Origin of the sequence: Parapedobacter defluvii (assembly GCF_014642075.1) — a bacterium.
GTDB classification, from domain to species: Bacteria; Bacteroidota; Bacteroidia; order Sphingobacteriales; family Sphingobacteriaceae; genus Parapedobacter; species Parapedobacter defluvii.
Window position 1 is genome coordinate 525,284 of record NZ_BMIK01000002.1, and the last position, 25,315, is coordinate 550,598.

Here is a 25,315-nt window from a genome sequence, read left to right on the forward strand (position 1 = left end):
TTACCTGCTTAACCAATATTCATTTAAAACAATCCGCGGATTATTGGCCCGGGCCGATTGATCGATCGGCCACGTCCACGCCCGGCGGTTGTATTGATCCGAATTCAACGGGTTGCGGGCGAAGGTGGGGTTCATGATGCGTTGGGTACGGACCAGATCGAAATAGCGGTGCCCTTCGCCAAACAGTTCGCGGCATCGTTCCCAGAAAATAAAATCTTTGAGCATTGCTCCGCCGGCACCGGTGTAAGGCGTGGCTTCTGCACGATTCCGGATGAGGTTGAGCGACGCAATGGCTTCGTTATCACGCGACAGTTCGGCCAATGCTTCTGCATGCAGGAGGATGGCGTCGGCATACCGGAAAATCATAAAGGTATTGTCCGGATTGCGGTCTTCATTGCCCGAAGCATATACATTGAACCCGAATTTTACCGCCGTAAATTGGCCGCTGTTGGATAGCATGTCGGTAAACCAGAAATCACGGCGTTTGTCGGCCACGCCCGCCGGATACAGCTTGGCCATATATGTGTCAATAAAATAACAATGGCTGATCTGGTTGTTATAGCGCGGAAATTTATACGGCCACCGCAGGAAATGGTCGCCAAAAGGCGACAGGGCTTCGTTTTGATCCTGATAGTTGATGCTTCGGTAAAATTCGAACAGGCTTTCGTCCGAGCGGCCTTTCATTACGGTGGCCCATCCCTCTTCGGTAAGGGGGTAAAGCCGGTACGCATTGCTTTCGATCAGCTCGGTGCCCAAAGCAGCCACTTCTTCGTAGTAACGCTGCCGGTTGTTGCGGTCAAATCCCGCGTTCCACATGTTCATGTGCATGAGCAGAGCGATGATACCACCGCGCGATGCCCGGGCTCCTTTGAGGGCGGGGTCTGAATACGTCCACGGAATGTTGTCCTTATGCGGCCGGAGGTCGTCCAGGCATTTATTCATCACCGATACCATCGGCTCCCGGGGTAAGGCTTCTTCCTGGTAAGGCTCGGTATAGTAAACCACGTCGCCATACAGGCGGACCATCCAGAAATACGTAAAACACCGGATAAATGTGGCCTCGGCCAGGTACCGTTTTTTTTCGGTTTCACTCAGGCCGGGAATTCCCTCGTTCAACTTGTCAATGAGGATATTGGCGGTTTGGATAACCTGGTAATACCGGGTCCAGTTCGTGACCCGTTCATAATGGTACCAATTCCAGGGCTGGGTAGGGTCCATCGCCGTAAGCAGGTCGTTTCGGCCTAGCACTTCCACCACGCGCCGTGAGGAGTAGCTGTTACCATTGGGCGAGGCAAAGACTTCGCCCGAGCGTACTTCGCCGATACCGCCGATGATCCAGCCCTCGTTGAGTTTGTCAAAAAACATGCTGTACATGTTGGCAATGTTTGTTTCTACGTCGGTTACCGACTGATAGAAGTTATTGCCCGTAAGACGATCCAACGGTTCGACCGTTAGAAATTCTTTACACGAATACGAGGCGAATAATAAGACCAAAATTGCTATTCTTTTTTTCATGATCGTCATGCACGTTAAAATCCGAGATTAAAACCGATGTTGTAGGTACGGGGTACAGGGTAGCCTTCCGAAACATCCCGCCCCATGGTGGTCACGTTTTCCGGGTTGGGACCTGAATAACGGGAGAACGTATGCAGGTTTTCCCCGGAAAGGTAGATCCGCAGGTTGTCTATCCCGAAGCGCCGGATGAAATCGCGCTCAAACATATAGGAAAGCACGATGCTGTTGATTTTGAAGTAGGTGCCGTCCTCAGCCCATAGCGTCTGGTCAAAGCGGAAAGGTTGGATCGTACCGTAGCGGCGGTAATCGTAAGCATATGGGTACTGGGCCCTGTCGCCCGGTTGCTGCCACATGTTAACGTCGTCCAGCGGTACCACCGCTTTGTTGCCGAAGGGATCACGCATCAGCCCCAACCGTTGGGCCATCGCATTGTTCAGGATCGTCCGTTTTCCGGTAAAGGATCCGTTGATGTTAAGCCCGAAGTTTTTGTAGGTGAGCATGGCCGACAAGCCTCCGGTGAAGATGGGCTGGGAGTTGCCGGTACGCCGGTAATCGAAACCGTCAAGAATGTAATCACCGTTCAAATCGCGGAGGATGGGATCTCCCCCCTGGAAAAACTGCCCGTTAGTCTGGTAGCGCAAACCCGTTACCGGATCTACAGGCACCTCCTGATCTGTGGCGTACACCCCATCGTTGATGCGGAGGTAGTTGGCCAGCGAGGCACCCCCCACGCGAAGAATGATATGCTGATAATGCTCATTGGGGTCAAATTCCCACCGGATGAACTGCCCGTCAAAGCCGTCGGGAAGGCTGAGCAGCACATCGTGGTTGATGGCGCCATTGATGGAGAACGATAGGCTGAAGTCACTGTTGATGGGCAGTGGCCGGACCATCAGGAATAGCTCATGGCCGTAGTTCACAATACCCGCACCATTGCTGTATAGTTTGTTGAATCCGGTGATGTTGGAAAGGGGTTGTTCAAACAGCTCGTTTTCCACTTTCTTATAATAGGTATCGTAGATTACTTCCACCCGGTTGTTGAAAATGGAAAAATCGAAACCCAGGTTGTATTGTGTGTTGGTCTTGGGCATGAGGTTGGGGTTGGGAATCTGATCAAAATCGAGGCCGATTCCCTGTTGCCCATTGTAGTTACCGGTGATGTTGAACTTTCCGTAGATCCGCTCCAGTGTACCCGTAGGGATGATATTGACCCCCCAGCTTAAACGCAGCGCCCCGTAATCCAGCCAGTCAAGGCCAGCGAGAAAAGGCTCCTTGTCGAAATTCCAACGGAATCCGATAGCGGGGTTACGTGCATAGAGGTTTTCGAAACCATTGGCCGAGGAACCGTCAAGACGGTAGGAAAGGTCCAGTACATACCGCTTATCAAAGTCGTAGGAAGCCGCAAAGGCGAACGAAGCGGCCCGTTCATCGGTATAGTCATCCAGCAGTCCGCCGCCGCGGGAAAAGTATCCGTCAAATCCGATCGGCCCCTGCAATTGGTCGTTGGGGCTGCGTTCCTGCCGGGTAACGGAACTCTGGCGGCCTGCAATGCGGAATTCATTGAAAAAATTGACGAATAGATTATGCCGCTCAAGGAATGTCCGTGAATAATTAAGACTGTTCCGGTTATACAGCTGTGTGGTGCGGCCGTTGTAGGAATATACACGGGCAAACTGGTTGTTGGCAACGGCGGGGGTAAAAGTGTCCTCTGTTTTCGATTCAAATTCGTAGCTAACATTGGTACTGGCCCGGAGCCCCTTGATAAATTCGTAACTCGCTTCCAGGTTAGACCGGATCAACCGCGTGGCATTGTCGTTGTCAGTGCTCAATGCCGATGCATGGCTGCCCCCCGCCTGGTAAAACGATGGAGGCGGAAGCAGGGTCGAAGAAAGCCCGTTTTCTGCTATGCCGGTCTGCAGCATGCCAATACCATCGCCCACGCTCTGCTGTCCCAGTTGCCCGGTTACCGAGCCGATGATCTGAAAACGGCGGTCGGCAGGTTGGTATTCCATGCGCAGGTTGGCATTATAGCGGCTGAAACCCGTATTGCGGATAATGCCCTGATCGGAAAAATAACCGATATTGGCTTTGTAGTTGAACAGCTGGTCACCGCCGTCAATGGCCAGGTTATGGCTCTGGTTATAAATGGTCCGGTAGTAGTAATCCTGCCAATTGGTCGAATTGTTCCAGTACGCGTTGAGGCTATCGGAGAGCATTGGCGAACCGGATACATCCCACAGATCCCAGAAATCCTGCGCATTTTCGTAAATCTGCTTCAATTTAAGCTGCCGTTCCAGGTTTCCCCCCAGTGTTTCACGTAATTTAGGCGGTGTTTTGATAAAGGAGTTGTGGGTATACCGCACCCGGGGGATCGGCGAATTGCCGCGTTTCGTCGTGATAATAATGACGCCATAAGCCGCCATCGAACCGTACAGTGACGTGGCTTGGGCATCTTTCAGGATCTCGATGTTGGCGATGTCTTCCTGTGGGATGAGAGACAGCGGACTGATACCGGGCCCCTGTTGCTGGAAACCATACTCCGTGGCACGGTCGGCATCCATCGGCACGCCATCAATCACATAAAGCGGCGATGTGGGCTGCAGGAACGATTGGTTGCCGCTGCCCGTCATGGAGATGGTCGAAAGACCGCGGATTTGGGTGGATCCCCGGAAACCGGGTGCACCGGTGTTCAGCTGTATGTTCATACCCGGCACCCGGCCCTGTAAGAGTTGTTCCACATTGGCCACTGGGATATCCTGTACCTTATCGCCGCCGATGCTGAAGGACGAACCCGTGCTTAACTCTTTGGAACGCTTTTGGTAGCCACGGATCACCACCTCTTCCAGTGCATTCGCATCCGGCGCCAACTGAATGCGCAGACTCTCCCGGTCGCTTCCTACCTTCCGCGATTGCTCCTGATAACCAATGATCCGGAATACCAGCGTGGAATTGGGAGGTACCGAAAACCGGAAGTTCCCGTTTTCATCGGTCGTACCCAGCGCCCGTAACGGACGCCCCACAAATACGGTGACACCGGGAAAAGGTTGACGGTTTTCGTCGACGACATTACCGGCAACGGTTACATTGGTCTGGCCATACGACCCCAACGCAACCAGCAACCCGGCAACTATCCCTATCAATCGTACGGTCTTCATAACGAAGGAATTGATTTTTAACTTATTCATCTTCAAACTTTGGTAGTTCGTTTCTAAAATGGAATACAATTTCCCAGTCGCCTGCCCGGTAGATGTTGAAATCCAATCCGAACGAGGCATACGTCAACCCACCGCTGAAACCACGTCGGGAATATTCGATGTCGATGCTGGCGCTGCCTCCGTTTTCATTGGTATACCGGGTGGCGATATTGACCAGTGGGATGGGGTAGGCTACATCGTACTGTACATACGATGCTGTTTTGACAAGATTGAAGCCGTGAACCAACTGGTCCCACTTGGTTTCATTGAATTCGTCGGGGTTCATGAATGTGCCGTCTGGGCGCATGAATTTGAGACGCAGGTTATGGCCATTTCCACCTTCAAACGGACGGATGTAAACCACCACGTCTTTGATGTTGTCATTGCTCTGCAGCGGACGGTTGGAGTTGGCACCGATGACATTGTCTAACCGTGGACGGATGTAGTCCTGTTTATCCGGATTGGCCGGATCGGTCGGGTCCGGTGCGGGTTCGCCCGTGTACGGATTGGTATCCGTAAATGGGTAATAGGGCCGTTCCCGCCAGGGGATGAGCTGGAAATCCCGAAGATAGACGGTTCCGCCGGTGTTGGATACTTTGAGATCGAAAAACCGGATATCCTGTACCAGGTTACTGCTATCTGTGGGCCGGGGTTCGATGAGTTCATTGGTGGAAGAGGCCCAGAGAATAAACTGTCCCGACTCGCGGACCTCAAACAGGGGGCGGTCTTCCAGTCGCCGTTTGGCTTCGATTGCTTCCAGCGATTGTTCGTAGCCATCGTACGCATCAATCCACACATAGGTGGGCCGGACCTGGAACAGATCCGTAACGGGCCGGCCATCGCCATACCGTGCATTGACAATTTCAAAGGTCAGCGGCAGCGATGAGTCGTCCGAGTTGAAGGTTCCCATCAGGTTGGTCCTGCCGATAATGGGTTCCAGTATCTGCGAACCGTAGTTGATGTTTTCACTCAGGTATTCCCGCTCTTCCGGCAGATCGAGTACTTTCTTGCAGCCCCCCGTAAGCAGTATGCTGAGCAGCAGGGCGATAACAACATTGATCTTTTGCATAGTGGCGTACACGTTTCTAATTAATTCTCTTCGTTATCCGGCGCATTCACGGTCCAGTCAGCAATCTGGAAATCGCTGCCGCTGCGCACCCGGGTGATATTCAATCGGTAAAATTTATAAGCGACCTCATTGCGGATCCGGAACACTTTCAGCTGGAACCGGTCTTCAAAAATCTGCCCCGACTTCGTATCCAGGGTCGTCCAGTTTTCCCCGTCCTGGGAACCCTGTAGGTTCCAGTCGATCGGGTCGCGCTGGGCGAGGTCATTTGCCGACGTAAGGGTATATGCCCCTGCCACCGCGGGTTCTTCCAGCTCAAACTGCAGCCAGACGCCGTTGAAATTGTTGAGGAAGAACTTGGTTTCCCGGTTCCCGTCAAATGCAAACTCGGCTGCTTCGATGGCAGTTGGTCCACCGGGGTTTTCCCGCGAGGTTGACCACGTTCCGCCGATCAGCTTAAACAGGTTGGGGGGTGGTGGTACATAGGTAAGCCGGCTGATGAAATCGCCGAATCCGAATACATGGTCGCTATTGACAACATGCACAAAACCGTTGTCCGTTTCAATGTTGATCGAGCCGGTATTTGTTGTAATCCAATTACGGCGGAACTGGCTACGCTTGGTATCGCTGAATTCGATGGTCGATGGACCGCCATCGCGGAAACCGGTGGATGTGGTACGTGCCAGTTTGGCGTGCATGGGATAATCGTAGCGGATGGCCGTTAGGCTGATGCCGTCCTGCAGTAACATCGAATCTGTAGGATACTTGCCCCGTATGATGTATTGCGTAAGCATGGTATCCAGGTGGTTGTAATTGATGGTCGACAGGTATTCCGACGGTTTGTCTGCCAGAAACCGTACGTTGTTGAGGTTGGCTATGGCCAGTTGGAAACTTTCGTTGGTCAGCGCAAACAGGGTGATGTCACTATCGCGTAGGGTCGATGCCAGTTCCAGTCGGTCGATCACACTGATCAACGAGTCGTAAACGCCCGGTTGGCTTTTGAGGTACGCATAGGTGTCTCCCGCGAAATGTTTATCAATGGGTGCCGGATTGTAATAACCGCCGTCTTTGGCACAGGAGGTTACCAACAATCCCAGGAACACCCAATAACGAAAATCGGTCAGTTTCTTCATGGTTACGGGGTTATTGCCAGTATTCATTTTGAGTCAATTGCTTATTCTGGTCCAGCAACGTTTGGGCAACGGGCCAGTAAATGCCATTCCGGGCAATCAGCTGGCTGATCGTGGCATGATTAGGTCGGATGCGGTTGTAGCGCACCAGATCATACCATCGGTGACCTTCGCCCATCAGCTCGCGCTGGCGTTCCAGGAAAATGGCGTTGAGCAGGTCACCGTTTACTTCTTCGTTGTATGCATCCAGTCCGCGCCGTGTCCGTATGGCATTGAGGTTATCAATGGCACCCGAACGTTCGCCCAATACGGCTAATGCCTCCGCCCGCAGCAATGTGACGTCTTCCAACCGCGTGAATATGATGGCGCTGGTGAAAATCCGGAACGTAGGGTCGCTTACACCTCCCATGATGCATTTGATCTTGCTGAAGATCGGATACCTGCCGTTATAATTGGAAAAATAGCGATCGGATACCGGGGTACCCAGCGTGTCCAGGCTGAATCGCTCGTCGCCCCCCTCGTTGAAAATGTTGATGATCGAGTCCTTGGGGAGGTAGATATCGGGAATGCGCTTATTGACCACCGGTTCAGCCAGTGTTAATTCCTCGATGTGGCCGGTAAAGGAAGCATCCACGTGCCCCCAGTCAAAGGCAAAGCCGAACAGTTGATTGGTGTTCTTGTTAAAGAAAAAGCCATTGGCAGCGGTAAGATGATCGGTGGAAATGTAATCGTTGGTGGCCTTTTGGTAGTTGTCAATCACGAACTTGCTATAGTTGGCCACGGAAGGGTAGTCCCCTTGCCAGGCGGCCAGGTGTGCAAGTACCGCATAGGCCGATAGCTTGCGTGCCAGTGCACCATCCCAGCGGCCGGTTGTTTCGTTGTAATAATTACCCTGCTGCTGTTCATCGCCTGCACTGTAGCGGTAGGGAAGGTCTGCCGCAGCGGCCAGCATTTCCTGTTCGGCCCAGGCCAGTACCCGGTCTTGGTTTTCGCGGGGTTTGTTTTCAAAATTGCCGTCATGGGAGGAAACAATGAGTGGCACATCACCCCAGTTCCTGACCATGTAAAAATAGGCGAAAGCACGCAGGAACCGGATTTGGGCGATATCCACCACCATGTTGTTTTCGGTGTATCGGAGGTCTTTCTCATGGACCTCGTGCACACGCTCCAGGAAGATGTTTGCTGAATTGATCACTGCATACCAACGTCGCCAATTAGAGAGGGCCTCCAGCGAGGGATAGGAAGCGGTAAGGTCATTGCTGATGATGGCACGGAGGTCCTGTCTCGTCGGACTGGTGAATTCACCGGCACGGACATCACCATAGAGCCAATGGGCATTGTAGTCAGCCAGCGCTGCACGTACAAGACCATAGGTGCCCATTACTGCGGCACGGGTGTCTTCCAGTGAATTCCACATGTTTTTTTCGCCCACCACGCGCGACGAGTCGACATCCAGCATCTTTTTACAGCTGCCGGTCAACGCGAGCAGCACGACCGCGATGCCCCAGGGCACCAGCCGTCTGATCAGTAGCTTGTTATTTATCGGTTTACTCATGATGTATCTTGATGCTTTCAGTGATTTACAAATTCATTCGGATGCCCAATGTGTAGGTCCGGGGGATGGGTAGGCCGTATCCCGTGTCGCGTCCCATGAAGTCGACCAGTTCCGGATCTCGCCCCGAGTAGGGGGTGAGTGTAAACAGGTTGTTGCCTGTACAATAGATGAAAAATCGTTCAATAGTGCCCGCTCGTTTGCTCAGCAGCTCGGTTAAGTCATAACCTAGTGACAGTGTCCGCAACTTAAGAAATGAGCCATTTTCCAGGAATAGGTCCTGCTCTGCACGGTAGGGAATTACATTACTCCAGGGGTTATAAATGGGATACCGATTGTAGTCGCCGTGTTTTTCCCAAAAAGTAATTTCCTTTACTGAATTGATTTCCACGGTACCTTCGCGGTTGATGAAATCAAAGCGGTTGGCCATATCGGCATTCAGTACATTACGACCTAAGTTAAAATAAAAATTAGCATCCAGTGTCCATTTGCCATAGCGGAACTGGTTCATAAAGCCCCCCGATACCTTTGGGAAAATGGAGCCCATGAGCACTCGATCGTTGTTGTCGATCGTATTGTCACCGTTGGTATCGACCCATCTCGGGTCACCGGCCCGCAGTGGAATGCCGTTATACCGCAAAGGTTGTCCATCGACCGTGGGTATTTCGGCATCCGACAGAAAAATGCCATCGTTTTGCAGTAACCAGAACCGGTCAACCCGCTCACCGACGCGAAACAGACGGTTATCGATAATCAGTTCGTTGCGCCCACCCGGTAAGGCCGTTAGTTTGTTTTGATTATAGTTAATGTTCAGCGAAGGCGTCCAGGAAAACTTTCCTGCTCCACCGCGGAATGCTTCAATCTGCACCAGCATTTCCACTCCCGTATTGTTAACCTCCATGCCGGCTTCGTAAGACTGGCGATAACCGAATTCGGCGTAGGAGGGGATTCCGAGAAGCTGATTTCTGTCGTACTTGGTATACCAATCCAGGTTGACCTGTACCCGTTCGTCGGCTAAGCCCAGGTCCAGGCCGATGTTTAGTTGATCGGTATACGACCAAGGAATTCCATACCCCGACCAACCGAAATCATAAGGCCGGGTCAATACCCCCATGCCGTTGTAGCCCGGTGTAATGAGGTTGCCCGTGTACCCTACCTGCGTGGAATAGGATGGGCCCTGCGAAAAATTATCAAATGCGTTCAGTCGGCCCATGCGTCCACCACTGGCACGCAGGTTGAATGTCGAAAAAACCGAACTTTCGGTCAATAGGTCATTCCGGATGTTCCAACCCAGAGACAGTACCGGGGTAAACAGCCACCGGCTGGTGGGTTGGGCGTTGGAAGAAGCGTCTGACCGCAGTAGAAGCGAAACCGTATATCGGTTGTCGAAATTATAGGATCCACGGCCGTAAAAAGATACGATGTTCTGTTTGGTGTAATCCAGGAACTTAAAAACCAATTCCCGGGGAAAAGCCGTTGGATTAAGGTAATTGCCGTTGTTGGGGTCAGATTCGAGTAGGTTGATTTTAATAAAATCGTTGATACCCTTATAGGCATATGCGTAGTTGTATTTGAACGCATCCCATTGCAGCACGCCGCCGCCTTCAACAAACAGTGTGTGTTTGCCACCTATATTGACATCGTAGGTTACATGATTGTCGAAAATAAGCCGTTGGTTGTAACCGTAATAGTTGGACGCAAAGCTGTTTTCTTCCATCAGCGTGCGTGGATAAAAGAGATCACGGTACCCTTCGTTGTAGTCCACTGCCACGCGGGAAGCGATTTTAACGCGGTTAAAGTCAAAAACCAGCTTGGCATGCCCCTCAACAATATTCGTCGCGTTGTTGTCAAAACTGTTGTCAAACTGTGTAAGGTATTGACGGTATATCTCGTCGTTTGGAGACAGCGGTGAGGAAGGATCGGGAATGTAGGACGCTGTGGCAAAACGGTCGCGCAATGACCGGTTGCGGTCACGCTGTACACGGTTTCCGCTGATCATGGCCGAGAATAGCAGCCACTTCATGGGTTTCATGTTGATGTTAAACAGCGCGCTGTATCGCTTCAATCCCGTTTCATCGGCTACCCCCTGATTCCGCAGATGCCCCGCCGCAAAGCGGAAATTCGCACGGTCACTTCCACCCGATATGTCGGCATTGGCCGAATACAGTAAGCCGGTCTGGTAATAGCTGTCTGTCCAGTTGGACGGACCATAATAAGACGTATTCAGGGAATCGCTTAGGTAAAGCGGATAACTGTCGTCTGCCGAATACCTGCCGGTAGCCGTATACCGGTCATAAAATTGCTTGCGGAATGCATTTTCATATGCGCCGTTGATGGTTGTTACGGTGGGCCGTTGGGCTACACCTGCATATACGTTGAAGCTGATTTTTCGTTGGGTTGTGGGCTGTTTGGTCGTGATTGCAATCACACCATTGGCACCCATTGGGCCGTATAACGCGATACTTGCCAGGTCCTTAAGCACCGTTACCGATGCAATATTATTCATGTCGATGTTACTCAGGAGATTGGTGGCCGGACCAATGCGGCTGAATTGGTATTGCTGGATGTCAAATGCGAACGGATGTTCGCCGATGAGTGGAATGCCATCCACAACTACCAATGGCTGCGACTGATAGATCTCTTTGTGAGACAGAATCGGCATCGGGAGCCCCCGGATATACATCTGCTGCACGCTTCCTGGTTCCCCGGTATTTTCCTGGACATACAGACCAGCAGCCTGGTCTTTTAGATACTGCTGGAGTGAAACCGCCGGGAAACGAGCAATTTCGTCAGGCGCAGTACTCATTGACCGTACGTTCACATCTGTGAAAATGGAATCCACTCTGCTGATTGTCAGTTCTTTGACCAACGTGGTGTCATTGACAAGACTGTCTTGCGGAACGGTCGTTCCCGCAGTATCCACTGGCTGATTATTCGTGCCGCCTTCCTGGAAATGGTGAATGGCAAATGTGGGGTACGTGAGGAATAACAGTGCACAACCTAATAAAATTATTGTGTTACGCATATAAATTGGTTTTTCGATAATTATTATCTCTTAAGTTAATAAAAAGCAAACAAAATTCCTTTGCACACGGTAGCAGTGCATTTAAGAGCTTAAAGAAGTGACAGGATATTCCACACCAAGGGTGCTGTTAATCAAATGTACAGTCAATTATACAATGAAGCATCCCCTTCAGGAAACCTGAAACCGTACAACAACAGGAAGTCCGTTGCGATTTAAAATAATTGGCTAATTAAACGTAAACAAAATTTTCATAGTTCATAATTTCATCATTAAATTAGGTAGTTATTCATTTCTCAAAATCATGTGCAGCCACCTGAACCGATGGCAGTGTGTTTATTTGGTTTGTTACTGCTAAGGTACGAACAAAAACCGTTTTAGCAACTTTTTTTGAAATTTTTTTTGAACGTGGAAATTTACCGTTTCCCTATTGTTAAAATTTTGTAATTAATACGGGGAAAATGACGATTTTATGATTTCTGTCACTAATTTTGCGGCAATCTTAATAGAATGGGTAAAGGAAGAAAAAAAACCGCCGACGAGGTGGATGTTATTCTTATCGGCGCGGGTATCATGAGTGCCACACTGGGCACCCTAATCAACGAACTGCACCCCCGTGCAAGTATTGAAATCTTTGAACGGTTGGACGAGGTCGCCGCGGAAAGTTCCGATGCATGGAACAATGCGGGAACCGGACATTCGGCACTTTGTGAACTCAATTACACGCCGCAGCGGCCGGATGGGTCTGTCGATATTACGAAGGCCATCAAGATTGCCGAGTCATTTGAACAATCCAAGGAATTTTGGTCATACCTGGTTGCCAATGGATTGGTGGACCGCCCCGAAAGCTTCATCCGGAGTATTCCGCACATGAGTTTTGTGTTCGGCAAAGAAAATGTCGCTTTCCTCAAAAAGCGCTACGAGACTATGAAAGGACATCACCTCTTCCAGGGAATGGAATATACAGAGGATCATGTCCTGCTGAACGAATGGATCCCATTGATGATGGAAGGGCGCGACGAGAAGGAGCTGTTGGCAGCCACAAAAATCGACATCGGTACCGATGTTAATTTCGGCGCGTTGACCCGGGCCTTGTTTCGCCATCTGATGCAACAAGGGGGCGTGAAACTCCGGCTGGCACATGAGGTGCGCGATATCGAGCGTGCAGCCGATGGACGTTGGGAGGTAACGGTGAAAAACCTGACAACCGACCGGAAACGTACCGTGTCTGCCAAATTTGTCTTCATCGGCGCGGGCGGCGGGTCGCTGCTGCTGCTGGAAAAGTCGGGCATACCCGAGGCGAAAGGTTTCGGTGGGTTCCCGGTCAGCGGGCAATGGCTCAAGTGCACCAATCCCGCTGTCATCGCCCAGCACCACGCAAAGGTATACGGTAAAGCAGCTGTGGGATCGCCCCCCATGTCTGTGCCCCATCTGGATACCCGGGTCATTGACGGTAAGCTGGCCCTGCTGTTCGGCCCTTATGCGGGTTTTTCCACGAAATTTCTCAAAAATGGATCCTGGCTCGATCTGCCGGCATCCATTAAACTGAATAACATACGCCCGATGCTGGCGGCTGGCATGGATAACATTCCGTTGACCAAATACCTGATCAACCAGGTGCGTCAAAGCCCCGAAGACCGGCTGGCAGCGCTTAGGGAATACGTACCCACCGCACGCATGGAAGATTGGGAACTGGAAATTGCCGGACAGCGGGTTCAGGTAATTAAGAAAGATGAGAAACACGGCGGAATCCTCGAATTCGGTACCGAGGTAGTGAGCAGTGCCGATGGTTCCATCGCTGCATTGCTGGGCGCATCGCCCGGGGCATCCACGTCCGTTTCCATCATGGTCGGCCTGCTTGCCCGTTGCTTTCCCGAACGTGCCAAGACGAAACAATACCTGGACAAGCTGCGGGAGATGATTCCTTCTTTCAGCCGTTCCATCGCTGCTGACGAGCAATTGTGCCGGGAAACCCGCGAACGCTCGGCTGCCATCCTGAAACTTGAACCTACACTCGAGTCCGTTTGATGGCGGAGGCAGGTGCATGGGTGGCCGACTGGTTAACCGGATTCGGTAACGAACTCCTGAATACACCACTTCTGCACTGGATCGGCGTGATCTGCGGAGTAGTGCAGGTGTTGCTGGCCAAAGCCAATAAAGTACTGCTGTATCCGTTCGGAATCGCCAGCATCCTGATTACGCTCTATGTGCTTTACGACGCCGGACTATATGCCGAAATCCTGCTGAACCTGTATTACCTGACGATGAGTATTTACGGATGGGTCCATTGGGTAACGCGTCGGGACGAAATACCCGTAAAGGCAAGTTATTCGGGCAAAAGGGAATGGATTGCAACGATCGGCATCGTTGCCCTCGGCTTCCCCTTATTATATTATACATTGATCCACTTTACCGATTCAACCGTGCCGGCCTGGGATGCATGGGTAAGTGCCACGGCCTGGGCGGGCATGTGGCTGTTGGCCAAACGCAAGATTGAAAATTGGATATGGCTCAATGTCAGCAATGCGATAGCTATCCCACTGCTCGTTTATAAGAACCTTCATCTGTACGCTGCATTGACATTGTTTTTGTTTATTGTGGCTATTTTTGGGTATGTTGAATGGAAACGTATTATCCGCCGGGAACAGGTAAATTCATGATCGCACTAGAAATTGTACATCAGCTCAGTAATTTATCGGCCCGCGCTGAAGCGGATGGCCGGCTTGTGCAGGAGCAGTTGGATATCATCTACGACCAGCGCTGGTTTAAGCTCTTTGTGCCCCGGTGTTACGGTGGATTGGAATTGACGGCTCCCGAAGGAATACGGTTGGAAGAGGAACTGGCGTGGATAGATGGCAGCCTGGGATGGACGGTAACCCTGTGCGCGGGAGCCAACTTATTTGTGGGGTACATGCAACAGCCGCCCGCACAAACCCTGTTCACCGACCGAACCGTCTGTCTCGGAGGGAGCGGTCACGCGTCGGGGATAGCCGTAGCGGAGCGCAACGGCTACCGGGTGTCCGGAAAGTGGCGTTATGCCACCGGAGCACCGCATCTGACCCATTTTACCGCCAACTGTGTCCTTGAGCGCGACGGCGCGGTGGTACTGGACGAAGCGGGGAATCCGCAAATCAAGTCGTTTTTCTTTGCGAAAGATGACGTACGGATTGTAGAAGATTGGCCCGCTTTCGGGTTGAAAGCCACCGCCAGCCACTCCTTTGAAGTGTCCGGCCTTTGGGTGGACGAAACCCATGCGTTTGCCATTGCTCCGGAGCAGGTTACCTTAAACCAGCTTATCTACCAATATCCTTTTTTGCAATTCGCTGAAGCAACGCTCGCGGCCAACACGTTGGGCATGTCACGTCATTTTGTGTCCTGCGCAAAGGACGTGCTGAAAGATCCGGTAGTTGACCTGGCAAAAGAGGTAACGGAGCGGTTGGCAAACGCAAGTGCTTCGTTTTATCAGGCGGTTGATGTGTCGTGGGATGAATTGAAGGAAAAAGGGCAACCGTCTTCAAGGACACTTCAGACGGTAAGTGATCGAAGCCGGGCATTGGTACGTCTTTGCCATGAACAAATAATGTTACTGTATCCGCATACCGGATTGACGGGTGCAGACGCCTCTACCGAAATAAACCGGATATGGCGAGATTTATTTACGGCCAGTCAGCACAGCCTCCTTCGTTAATCGGCTACACAATCCACGGGTTCATAAACCACTGAAAAGTTGCTTGTATCACGGGTAACTTGCCGGCCGGTAGTGGTATCCACCGACAGGGGTTTTTGCATCAATTTTCCGTCCTGAAGCGCAAACACTACCCGTAGTGTGTCCTGCGTGCCTTCCTGGGTAAATGTCCATACCAAATCGAGCATGCCGTCTTTTTCCTTGCCCAGCACGGTTCCGCGCCTCGCGTCTTTTTCTGCGGGAATGACATTGTAGACACCGCTTACCGTTTCCTTGCGGATTGCCAATTGGATATAGGAAGAGTCCTGCCGTTGCGTTCCCTCCGTCCGGAGGAAGCAGTATTTCTGTTCCTGATCTGTCATAAGCGGCTCTTCCGCATGCGAAAGGGTATCACCGGTTGCCTGCTGTTCGCGTTGGTTACTGTTTTGACAGGAAAGCAAGCCAGCTATGCAAAGTAGGCTGAGATGGGATCGTAGATTCATTAGAAATAATTTATCTTTAAAGGTCTAATGGAACCTGCACTTTCATTGCCTTTTGCGCCAGGCGCTGACATGGCAGGTTTCATTTGTTCAGTATTACTGTTCTGAATAGTAACAACTCATTCCCCACATTGTTTGTATCGCCGCAACGGCGCGGTATTGCATTTGGCATTTCATTGCGATAGCGCACAGGGCTTTCCGTCCTCTGTGCCGGACGGGCATCCAACTTTGCTTTTTTATTTAAGGCGATTATAATTGCATAAAAAAGCGACTTTATCTAAGTTTGTGATCGAGGAGCTGAATCATGGACGTAAAATCAATTTTATTGCGATACTGGCAGTTGGCAGCTGAATCTGAGGGGTGGTATCCGCCCTATGCGCCTGGTCGGAACGTAGAAGCTTCCTTTAATACGAACTGAGATGGTTGCTTTTGCCAACGCCAAAATCAATATCGGCCTGCAGGTGCTGAGCCGTCGTGAAGATGGATACCATAATCTCGAAACGATTTTTTATCCGGTGAACATCTATGACGTGCTGGAAGTCGTGGAAGCACGGGATACGCGCTTTATTCCATCCGGAATACCGATTCCAAGCGGTGGGCAGGACAATCTGTGTCTGCGGGCGTATAGGCTGCTTAGTGAATCCCACGATTTACCCCCGGTGCATATTTACCTGCACAAGACCATTCCCATCGGTGCCGGATTGGGGGGCGGCTCGGCCGATGCAGCGTTTCTCTTGAAATTACTGAACACGATGTTCGCGCTGGGACTCAGCGAATCGCAATTGACCGGCTATGCCCGCCAATTGGGGGCCGACTGCCCATTTTTCATCCGCAATACGCCCGTGCTGGCCACGGGGATCGGAGATGTCTTCGAAGCGGTCAGGGTGGATTTGTCGGAATACCACTTGGTGCTGGTCACGCCCCGCGTGCATGTTTCGACGGCAGCCGCCTATCGGGGGGTGACACCCGATCCGAAGGGCAGGCAATTGAAAACGGCTATCACTCATCCCGTGGCTACCTGGCGGGATACCATTGTGAACGACTTTGAAGTGGGCATCTTTGCCCTTCATCCAGAAATTGCAGCCGTTAAAAGAAAACTGTATGAAAACGGGGCCGTATTCGCTTCCATGAGCGGGAGCGGATCTTCGGTGTATGGGTTGTTTAGTAAGCCCGTGAAAATAGTTGATATGGAGAAAGATAACCAAGTGTTTTACGTAGGCGGAGAACGGTAATCATGGTCGACTTCCAAGCAGTGGTTTTACGGTCTGAAGAGCAGGGTGCGGCGATGTTGGGATGGGCCTACATCGAAGTGCCGCGGGAAATTGCTGAGCAACTGAAACCCGGTTACAAGCAGGGATACCGTGTGCGGGGGGAAATAGACGGGATCGTGTTTTCCGGGCTTTTCCTAATGCCTAAAGGAGAGGGCGATTACATCCTGCCCATCAACGGTGGGATGCGGAAGGTATTGAAAAAGGGAGTGGGGGATGTCCTGTCGCTCCGATTGGAAGAAGATAAGGATTTTGTGATCGAGATACCGGAAGACCTGGAGCTGTGTCTATTGGACGATGAAGCGGATCTGATGGGGAGATTCCTGGCATTGCCCAAATCGCACCGCAATTATTTCCTCAATTACATCCATGGGGCAAAGACGGAGCCGACACGCACCAAACGAATTGCCATGACGGTAGAGGCGATGGCGATGGGGCTTGACTTCGGTGCCATGATCCGGCTTGACAAAGCAAGGAGGAAACGGGATGAATAAACTTTTGAAAATGACGTTGATCGCATGGGTAGCGGTCGGCACAGCGATTGCATGTGCGCAGGAAGACGGTAAAAAATCGAATCATATGGAAACCTTGGAAATCGGGGATCAAGTGCCCCATTTTGTCCTCAAAGACCAAAATGGCCGGGATGTGGACATCGCGGATTACATGGGCAAAAAGAAATTGGTCATCTATTTCTATCCGAAAGACGAGAGCCCCGGTTGTACGAAACAGGCCTGTGCAATCCGTGATCATTTTACCGATTACACCGATGCGGGCGCTTTGGTAATCGGCATCAATTCAGGCAGCGTAGCGAGTCATAAGGCATTTGCAGAAAACCACGGCTTGCCTTTTATGTTACTCAGTGATCCCGGCAATCGCGTGTTGAAATTGTTCGGTGTGAAAAATGTACTGTTCCTTACCGGGCGTGAAACGTTTGTGGTGGGACTCGATGGAAAGATTGCATTCAGATACCGGGCACTGATGAATGCCACCGCGCACAACGACAAGGTATTGGAATTTCTGAAAACAAGCGATGCCCGATAGGGGGTCCCCGATCGGGCATCGCATCGTTTTGGGATTACGGTTAATTAATGATCGTCGTGATCGTGATCCCCGTCTACGACATGCACTTCGACCTTAAGATCGAGATCGTTCTCTCCGCTGAACTTCGTATAGTTGGGATTGTTCCAGTCGGCATCGGTGATACTTGCTTTCACGCCGTTGTTTAAGTGACGCAGGATGACGTTAAACACAAACGAATCCGATGGCTTCAACACGTGCAGGTAACCCGTTACACCCACCCGCTTGTTGTCAGGGTCGGCGTATTGGTAGTCCAGCACACCTTCGGGAGCACCGAGGAAGAAAAGCTGGTGGATGTCGGACTCTTCCAGAAATTCCTGTTCGGCACCTTCCCGGCCCGCGAAATCGGTGGCGGTGAGTGTCAGGCGGTAGGTTTTTCCGGCGTCCAGGTGCAGGTGGGCACCCACGGGAGGGAGTCCATCCTCGTCAAACGTCACCGATACAACTTCGGGATCTTCCAGGTCGTGGGCATGGTCTCCGTGCCATTCAACTTCCGTAAATGTCAACGTTGCCGAACCGATTTCTTCTTGGGGGACTTCAGGCTCCGGATCGTCCTTGCTGCAGGAGGATATAAACGCAACGAATCCCAGCGACAATAGTGCAATCGAGAGTTTTTTGAATGAATGTTTCATAAATGATTCGATTAAATTATAGTTAAACAGTTTATTTTATGATAATTGATAATTGATAATTGATAATTGATAATTGATAATTGATAATTGATAATTGATAATTGATAATTGATAATTGATAATTGATAATTGATAATTGATAATTGATAATTGATAATTGATAATTGATAATTGATAATTGATAATTGATAATTGATAATTGATAATTGATAATTGATAATTGATAATTGATAATTGATAATTGATAATTGATAATTGATAATTGATAATTGATAATTGATAATTGATAATTGATAATTGATAATTGATAATTGATAATTGATAATTGATAATTGATAATTGATAATTGATAATTGATAATTGATAATTGATAATTGATAATTGATAATTGATAATTGATAATTGATAATTGATAATTGATAATTGATAATTGATAATTGATAATTGATAATTGATAATTGATAATTGATAATTGATAATTGATAATTGATAATTGATAATTGATAATTGATAATTGATAATTGATAATTGATAATTGATAATTGATAATTGATAATTGATAATTGATAATTGATAATTGATAATTGATAATTGATGTTTGATGTATACTAAAATGAATAAGAAAGTCGGATACCGATCTCCCGGCCCAAACCGTGACTGTAATAGCGGAACCGGTTCATATATTCCTTATAAAGTGTATTGAATAAATTGTTTACGGAGATGCCTGCTTCCAGGGGATGACTGCCCAAAGCGAACTGGCTGCCAGCGTACAGCGAGAAGACATGATAGGCCGGCGGGGGAGGTGCATAGTCCGTGCCGGGTTCGTACCGGTTTTGCTCCAGCACCCATTGGTGTGCAAAGGAGACATAGGTGTTGCTGGTTACTTTGCTTTCAATCGGCAGCTGCCAACGCAGGCGGTGGTCAAACCGGTCGGAAGGAATGTAAGGCAGATACACGTCATTGGTGACGTCGCGTGCGCGGATAACCGATGCATTGAGGTGATAATCCAGGCCATCAATGAGCCTGTATTGCAACGAGAGATCCGCCCCGAAAAAGGTGGCATCGGTCTGTTTGTACCGGAATACCGGAAACGTGCCCCGGATGGTCTGTAAAAATTCCCCAGGCGAGGGCTGTGCGTAAATGTAGTCCTGGATATACTGTGCGTAGAGATCGAGATCGATGGTAACCCTGTCGCGCGTATAGGAAGGGCTGACCACCCATTTGTATCCGTGTTCGCTACCCAGTCCGGCATCTCCGATTTCGTAGAGTGCCGCACCGTGGTGCAGCCCGTTGCTGTACAGCTCATTGGCACTGGGAGCACGCCAGGCAAGACCGATGTTACTCCGTAGCTGCCAGGTTTTATCCGGTCGCCAGACACCGCCGAAAGAACCGCTCACGTTGTGGAAATCGCGTTGGCCGCCATAAAGATGCTGGTATTTGTCAAAACCGGCGGCATCGAAGGTTTTGAAATCGTAGCGGATGCCCATTTCCCATTCGTATGCCTCCCTGATGAGCCGTTGGATGGCAAAAAGTCCACCGGTAAAGCTGTCGTAGTTGGGGATGAGGGGCGTGTTCAGCGTGCCGGGGACATTGTTGTTGACCTGCATGGTCAGGTTGGTGCCCACCTGTGTGCGCCAATTGTTGTCATAAAGCGGGGTTTGGTAGTTTGCATCCAGCGTTTGGGTGGTAAGCACCATATCCAGCATGGGCAACGCACCGCGGCCGCCACGGCGTATGTCATATTCCTGCCGGTGGTTACGCTGGATGCCGTATTGTATATCTGAGCTGCCTCCATTGGTGTAATCCCGGTGCCATTTCAGTTTACCCAGATCGTGTACGACGCGCTGCCGCGGAGCGGCGATGGCATAGCTGAACGGATAGGTCTCGAAAGGCTTGCCGGCCTCCACACGGGCCTGTATGTCGTCGATGGTACCCACGTGGGCACCGGTGAAAATCCCGAGTGACGTGTAAAAACGGCTGTAATAGGCATCAAAGACGGACCGGGTGTGGCTGTAACGTACAGCGGCGGAGCCATTGTATTCGGCCAGTCCGGTGTTGCCTAAGTAATAGTCGGCCGTGCGCACGTTTCCGCTTCGTTTCGCCGTACCCTGTACCCGCCAGGAAAGTCCGGGAATACCCTTAACTCCCGATTGAAGCATGCCCGAAAGCACGCCGCCCTGGCCGTTGGTCTGATAGATGGTGTTCAGTTCGCCGGATACATGCGGATCAATGGGCAGGGGAGCGGGAGAGGTGATGATCACCCCACCGATGGCGTCTGCGCCATAACGGACGCCCTCTGCACCCTTTATCAGTTTAAAATCCTTGGCAACAAACGGATCGATTTCCGGCGCATGTTCGCTGCCCCATTGCTGTCCCTCCTGCCGGATGCCGTTGTTGAGGATCAGGATGCGGTTGCTGTGCATGCCGTTGATCACCGGTTTTGCAATCGTCGTACCGGTCTGTAGCATGCTTACCCCCGGCAGGTTGCTGAAGATATCGGCCAATGTCTTTCCCTGTACCTGGGCTACCTGTTCGCGCGAGACGGTCCGCACCGCATTTGCGGTAACCACAGGCTGCTGGTGACCGATCACGTTCACGTCGTGCAACCGGATGTGGCCATGATGGAGTGCTAACGTAAGCGTTTCATCGTTTTTGAGCAATACTTCCGTAACGAGGCTGTCAAATCCCACGCTGGTAGCCGTGACGGTATAGCGGACACCCTTGCATAGTTGTGAAAACCGGAAATAACCATGTCCGTCAGAAAGAAGCTGGGTAGCGCCCGGATTGATTGTCAGGGTTACACCCGATAAGGGAAGCTGTGTATCGCTGTCCATCACCCGGCCCCGGACAGTAAGGGTACATGTTGAAGTTTGTGAATATCCTGCCGTAAAAAATAAGCTAAGTATAATCGAAGTAAGTGCCGTTCTGATCCACATCTGCATTCATTGTCAATACCGCAAATTTCAACATAGTTGCGTTAATAAACAAATTAAATGCAACAAAGTTTTTTTAATGGACAATGGACAATGGATAATGGATAATGGACAATGGATAATGGATAATGGACAATGGATAATGGACAATGGATAATGGATAATGGATAATGGACAATGGACAATGGATAATGGATAATGGACAATGGATAATGGACAATGGACAATGGATAATTATCAACTATCAATTATCAACTATCAACTATCAACTATCAACTATCAATTATCAACTATCAATTATCAACTATCAATTATCAACTATCAATTATCAACTATCAACTATCAACTATCAACTATCAACTATCAACTATCAACTATCAACTATCAACTATCAACTATCAACTATCAATTATCAACTATCAATTATCAACTATCAATTATCAACTATCAATTATCAACTATCAACTATCAAGAGCGGGGGTGGAATTGGGTAATCACGGACCGCAGGTAATCCCGATCCACATGGGTATAGATTTCCGTGGTTGTAATGCTTTCGTGCCCAAGCATTTCCTGCACCGCACGGAGGTCGGCACCTCCCTCCACAAGGTGGCTGGCAAAGGAATGCCGGAACGTATGGGGGCTGATTTTCTTTTTAAGTCCGATTTTGGTGGCCAGGTCCTTAATGATGATAAATACCATCACGCGCGTTAAAGAAGCCCCCCGGCGGTTCAGGAATACAGCATCTTCGTAACCCGGCTTGATCTTTTGATGTACGCGCACGTCTTCCAGGTAAATGCGGAGGCATTTAGCGGCCTGTGTGCCGATCGGCACGAGCCGCTCTTTGCTACCCTTTCCCTCCACTTTGATAAATTCGACGTCCAGAAACAGGTTGGAGATCTTCAGTCCCACCAGCTCGCTTACGCGGAGGCCGCAGCCATACAGCACCTCCAGCATGGCTTTGTTGCGCATGCCCTCCGGAGTCGACAGGTCGATGGCCGCGATGAGGCCGTCGATTTCGGTGATGTTGAGCACATCGGGTATTTTGCGGCCCAACCGCGGTGCTTCGATCAGCGCCGTGGGGTTTTCGACTAGCCCATGCTCCAGGGCCATGAACAGATAGAACGTCTTGATGCCAGACAGGATACGTGCCTGGCTGTACGCAGAAAGCCCGAATCCGTTGATCCATGTCAAGAAATCCTGTAATTGGGAGGGGGTAATGGATTGGGGATGTATGTTTTGTGGTTCCGAGAACTGCCGGAGCTTGGTCACATCGTCCAGGTAGGCGTCTACTGTGTTGGCAGACATCGCCCGCTCCAGTTGGAGGTAATGTTTGAAGCCATTGATGGCCGTTTTCCAATCCATCGTTGCTTATCTTTCTTTCGCCGGAGTGCCGTTATTTGTTGAGATAAAGCAGGATGAAACCAAACGTTGCGGCTACCTGTCCGATCCAAAAAATGAACATCCATTTGATGATTTCGGTTTTAGTCTCCGCGAGATCAGCTTTCGTCGCCAAAATTTTTGTTTTATCCTCCACCTCTTCCTTAATTTGTTCTTCAATATACGTGGTCAGGTTTTCGGCTGATTCTTTTCCCAATTTCCCGGAAAGCAATGCATATAGCTTCGTGATGGTAATGGTACTCATTTTATGTTCAGTTTTCGGATTGATTTATACAAAAATAGGAAACAGTTTCCTGATATGCAAATTCGTTCCGAATCTGTAATTTTACCCCACTATGGAAAAAATCGAAGTCGCCCTGGAGCGGATTATTGAAGCGGTACTCTCCAAAGTACCCAGTTTGGTATTGGCTGTTCTGCTGTTGGCAGGTGGAAGTTGGCTGATTCGGATGGTGCTGCGGCTTATCCGGAAGCGGTTCGAGCGCCGCAATGTGGATCTATCGCTGCGCGATTTCGTGATCAGTGCCCTGAAGATCATTTTCTATACCATGCTGATCATTTCGGCGGCTTCGATGGTGGGCATACAAACCACCTCATTTGTCGCGGTGCTGGGCGCTGCGAGCTTGTCCATCGGCTTGGCCCTGCAGGGCAGTCTGTCCAATTTCGCCGGTGGGGTGCTTATCCTGCTGTTCCGTCCGTTCCGGGTGGGTGATTACATCAGCAGTGCGACGGGTGCCACCGGGCAGGTCGAAAAAATCGATATCCTATATTCGACACTGCGCACGGACGACGGCATCGCCGTATTCGTGCCAAACGGCCCACTGGCCAATTCGGTCATCAGTAACTATTCCAGCATTACCAAGCGGCGCCTGGAGTTCAAGATGCGCATACCGTACGGGGTTGATCTGGACCATACGCGTCAGCTCATCCGGGAGGTGTTGAAATCCGACGAACGGATACTCAATACCCCACGGCCGGAAATCCAACTGGCCGAATTGACCGATACTTCCATCGATCTCGTCATCCGGGCCTGGGCACCCAAAGCCCAGTACGACACCGTATACTTCGATAGTTTTGAACAGCTCAAAAAAGTACTGGAAGAAAACGGCATCCAGGCATCGCTGTCCTAAGCCCGCAATTCCATCATCCGGGCCACATACTTTCCGATGATGTCGAATTCAAGGTTGACCGTGTCGCCAGCCGTTACGTATTTGAGGTTTGTGTGCTCGTAGGTATAGGGGATGATCGCTACCGAAAACCGGTCGAGCTGCGCGTTGACCACCGTAAGGCTGATGCCGTTGACCGTGATGGAACCCTTTTCGACGGTGATGTTGCCGGAAGCACCGTCGTATTGAAAGGTATACAACCAACTGCCTTGCTGGTCTTCCACCGATAGGCAGCGCGCGGTTTGGTCCACATGCCCCTGCACGATATGGCCGTCCAACCGGTCGCCCACCCGGGTGCATCGCTCCAGGTTGATGACACTGCCTACGCGTAAGTTGCCCAGGTTGGTTTTGGCGAGCGTCTCCGCAATCGCCGTCACCGTATGCATACCCGGTGACAACGCTACTACGGTGAGGCAGACGCCGTTATGCGATACACTTTGGTCGATCTTCAATTCGTCCGATAGGGAAGAGGCAACCGTCAGGTGAAGGTTTTCTGCTTCCCGCCGAAGATCCGTCACGGTGCCGATGGTTTCGATAATGCCTGTGAACATGGTCAGGATCTTTTTATGATTTGTTCAACTTGGTCGTGCAGTTCAGGGATCTTGTTGGCAATTACGTCCCATACGATCCGATAATTTATGCCCATATAGTCGTGGATAAGTTTATCTCGCATGCCTGCCATATTTTTCCAGTTGATCTCCGGATATTGTACACGAAATTCGGCCGAAATCTTTTTTGCGGCTTCGCCAATAATTTCAATGCTGCGTACCGCTGCTCTTTTTAGTGTTTCATCGTCAATGAACTCAGTGTATGACAGGTTAGACTTGGCAGCGATCAAATAGGAACATTCATCCAGCATATGCCGGAGATATTCACGCATGTCTTTAGACATAAATGACCTCTTTTAAGATTTTTGGGCCAATGTAAGGGCTTAGGCCATTTTTAGTTACAATTTCTACCCGTTCGTTTTGGAATAGACTTTCAAGTAAATCATAAGAAGCCATGTAGTTATCAAAAGTCTCTTTCTCGTTATCGAAGTCAAGAAGGATGTCTATGTCACTCTTGTCGGTTTGTCTTTCGCGTGCATACGAGCCAAATAGACCAACATTTTTAACTCCATATTCGGAAAGTATCTTTTTATGCCTCTGAATGGTTGCTAAAATCTCGCTTTTGGATTTCATAGTCTACCTCTTGTAACAAA

The 25,315-nt window shown here is 50.2% G+C and carries 21 protein-coding genes; 7 read left to right on the forward strand and 14 right to left on the reverse strand.

From position 1 onward, the window contains the following. Genes IEX60_RS06065 through IEX60_RS06090 form a run of 6 tightly spaced genes read right to left on the reverse strand, consistent with a single transcriptional unit; the run spans position 1 to position 11,482 of the window. The gene (locus IEX60_RS06065) at positions 1–1,515 is read right to left on the reverse strand and encodes a RagB/SusD family nutrient uptake outer membrane protein (RefSeq protein ID WP_229717445.1); all 1,515 of its coding nucleotides are present in this window, start codon (positions 1,513–1,515) and stop codon (positions 1–3) included. A 14-nt stretch (positions 1,516–1,529) separates the two neighbouring features. Further along, positions 1,530–4,670, reverse strand: coding sequence for a SusC/RagA family TonB-linked outer membrane protein (locus IEX60_RS06070; protein ID WP_229717446.1), 3,141 nt, complete (start codon positions 4,668–4,670; stop codon positions 1,530–1,532). Between the two features lie 22 nt (positions 4,671–4,692). Next, a complete protein-coding gene (locus tag IEX60_RS06075; protein WP_188748493.1) occupies positions 4,693–5,778 on the reverse strand; it encodes a DUF5007 domain-containing protein in 1,086 nt (361 codons plus the stop codon). A gap of 20 nt (positions 5,779–5,798) precedes the next feature. Further along, the gene (locus IEX60_RS06080; RefSeq protein ID WP_188748495.1) at positions 5,799–6,908 is read right to left on the reverse strand and encodes a discoidin domain-containing protein; all 1,110 of its coding nucleotides are present in this window, start codon (positions 6,906–6,908) and stop codon (positions 5,799–5,801) included. Positions 6,909–6,918: 10 nt separating this feature from the next. Then, positions 6,919–8,460, reverse strand: coding sequence for a RagB/SusD family nutrient uptake outer membrane protein (locus IEX60_RS06085; protein WP_229717447.1), 1,542 nt, complete (start codon positions 8,458–8,460; stop codon positions 6,919–6,921). A 25-nt stretch (positions 8,461–8,485) separates the two neighbouring features. Continuing rightward, on the reverse strand, positions 8,486–11,482 hold the full coding sequence (locus IEX60_RS06090; protein WP_188748497.1) for a SusC/RagA family TonB-linked outer membrane protein: 2,997 nt from the start codon (positions 11,480–11,482) through the stop codon (positions 8,486–8,488). A 507-nt stretch (positions 11,483–11,989) separates the two neighbouring features. On the opposite strand from IEX60_RS06090, the gene IEX60_RS06095 reads away from it, so the two are divergent. Genes IEX60_RS06095 through IEX60_RS06105 form a run of 3 tightly spaced genes read left to right on the forward strand, consistent with a single transcriptional unit; the run spans position 11,990 to position 15,167 of the window. Further along, entirely contained in the window at positions 11,990–13,507 is a 1,518-nt protein-coding gene (locus tag IEX60_RS06095; protein ID WP_188748499.1) for a malate:quinone oxidoreductase, read from the forward strand. Further along, positions 13,507–14,139, forward strand: a complete 633-nt coding sequence (gene pnuC, locus IEX60_RS06100) for a nicotinamide riboside transporter PnuC (RefSeq protein WP_188748501.1) — start codon at positions 13,507–13,509, stop codon at positions 14,137–14,139. Before IEX60_RS06095 ends, pnuC begins: the two co-directional genes overlap by 1 nt. Beyond that, complete coding sequence (locus IEX60_RS06105; RefSeq protein ID WP_188748504.1) at positions 14,136–15,167, forward strand: acyl-CoA dehydrogenase family protein; 1,032 nt, start codon at positions 14,136–14,138, stop codon at positions 15,165–15,167. The genes pnuC and IEX60_RS06105 overlap by 4 nt, the downstream gene beginning before the upstream one ends. On the opposite strand, the gene IEX60_RS06110 is transcribed toward IEX60_RS06105, so the two are convergent. After that, on the reverse strand, positions 15,164–15,646 hold the full coding sequence (locus IEX60_RS06110) for a hypothetical protein (protein WP_188748506.1): 483 nt from the start codon (positions 15,644–15,646) through the stop codon (positions 15,164–15,166). The two genes, IEX60_RS06105 and IEX60_RS06110, sit on opposite strands and share 4 nt — an antisense overlap. 416 nt (positions 15,647–16,062) lie before the next feature. Here IEX60_RS06110 and ispE point away from each other — a divergent pair, with 416 nt between their 5' ends. Genes ispE through IEX60_RS06125 form a run of 3 tightly spaced genes read left to right on the forward strand, consistent with a single transcriptional unit; the run spans position 16,063 to position 17,952 of the window. Beyond that, positions 16,063–16,875 (forward strand): 4-(cytidine 5'-diphospho)-2-C-methyl-D-erythritol kinase, encoded by an 813-nt coding sequence (gene ispE / locus IEX60_RS06115; RefSeq protein WP_188748508.1) that lies wholly within the window; start codon positions 16,063–16,065, stop codon positions 16,873–16,875. Between the two features lie 2 nt (positions 16,876–16,877). Next, positions 16,878–17,405, forward strand: a complete 528-nt coding sequence (locus tag IEX60_RS06120) for a YdeI/OmpD-associated family protein (RefSeq protein WP_188748510.1) — start codon at positions 16,878–16,880, stop codon at positions 17,403–17,405. Beyond that, the gene (locus tag IEX60_RS06125) at positions 17,398–17,952 is read left to right on the forward strand and encodes a peroxiredoxin (protein ID WP_188748512.1); all 555 of its coding nucleotides are present in this window, start codon (positions 17,398–17,400) and stop codon (positions 17,950–17,952) included. The genes IEX60_RS06120 and IEX60_RS06125 overlap by 8 nt, the downstream gene beginning before the upstream one ends. Before the next feature lie 44 nt (positions 17,953–17,996). On the opposite strand, the gene IEX60_RS06130 is transcribed toward IEX60_RS06125, so the two are convergent. The 4 genes from IEX60_RS06130 to IEX60_RS06145 form a co-directional block, all read right to left on the reverse strand. Continuing rightward, positions 17,997–18,620 (reverse strand): hypothetical protein, encoded by a 624-nt coding sequence (locus IEX60_RS06130; RefSeq protein ID WP_188748514.1) that lies wholly within the window; start codon positions 18,618–18,620, stop codon positions 17,997–17,999. A 608-nt stretch (positions 18,621–19,228) separates the two neighbouring features. Then, positions 19,229–21,556: a TonB-dependent receptor gene (locus IEX60_RS06135; protein WP_188748517.1), complete on the reverse strand. Its 2,328-nt coding sequence runs from the start codon at positions 21,554–21,556 to the stop codon at positions 19,229–19,231. Positions 21,557–22,021: 465 nt separating this feature from the next. Continuing rightward, the gene (xerD, locus tag IEX60_RS06140) at positions 22,022–22,915 is read right to left on the reverse strand and encodes a site-specific tyrosine recombinase XerD (protein WP_188748520.1); all 894 of its coding nucleotides are present in this window, start codon (positions 22,913–22,915) and stop codon (positions 22,022–22,024) included. Positions 22,916–22,946: 31 nt separating this feature from the next. Beyond that, positions 22,947–23,195, reverse strand: coding sequence for a hypothetical protein (locus IEX60_RS06145; RefSeq protein ID WP_188748522.1), 249 nt, complete (start codon positions 23,193–23,195; stop codon positions 22,947–22,949). 91 nt (positions 23,196–23,286) lie between these two features. On the opposite strand from IEX60_RS06145, the gene IEX60_RS06150 reads away from it, so the two are divergent. Then, positions 23,287–24,078: a mechanosensitive ion channel family protein gene (locus tag IEX60_RS06150; RefSeq protein WP_188748523.1), complete on the forward strand. Its 792-nt coding sequence runs from the start codon at positions 23,287–23,289 to the stop codon at positions 24,076–24,078. Here the strand turns inward: IEX60_RS06150 and IEX60_RS06155 are convergent. Genes IEX60_RS06155 through IEX60_RS06165 form a run of 3 tightly spaced genes read right to left on the reverse strand, consistent with a single transcriptional unit; the run spans position 24,075 to position 25,295 of the window. Beyond that, positions 24,075–24,665, reverse strand: a complete 591-nt coding sequence (locus IEX60_RS06155; protein ID WP_188748524.1) for a riboflavin synthase — start codon at positions 24,663–24,665, stop codon at positions 24,075–24,077. The two genes, IEX60_RS06150 and IEX60_RS06155, sit on opposite strands and share 4 nt — an antisense overlap. 2 nt (positions 24,666–24,667) lie before the next feature. Further along, a complete protein-coding gene (locus IEX60_RS06160) occupies positions 24,668–25,006 on the reverse strand; it encodes a HepT-like ribonuclease domain-containing protein (protein ID WP_188748525.1) in 339 nt (112 codons plus the stop codon). Further along, positions 24,999–25,295, reverse strand: a complete 297-nt coding sequence (locus IEX60_RS06165) for a nucleotidyltransferase family protein (protein WP_188748526.1) — start codon at positions 25,293–25,295, stop codon at positions 24,999–25,001. The genes IEX60_RS06160 and IEX60_RS06165 overlap by 8 nt, the downstream gene beginning before the upstream one ends. Positions 25,296–25,315 lie beyond the last annotated feature (20 nt).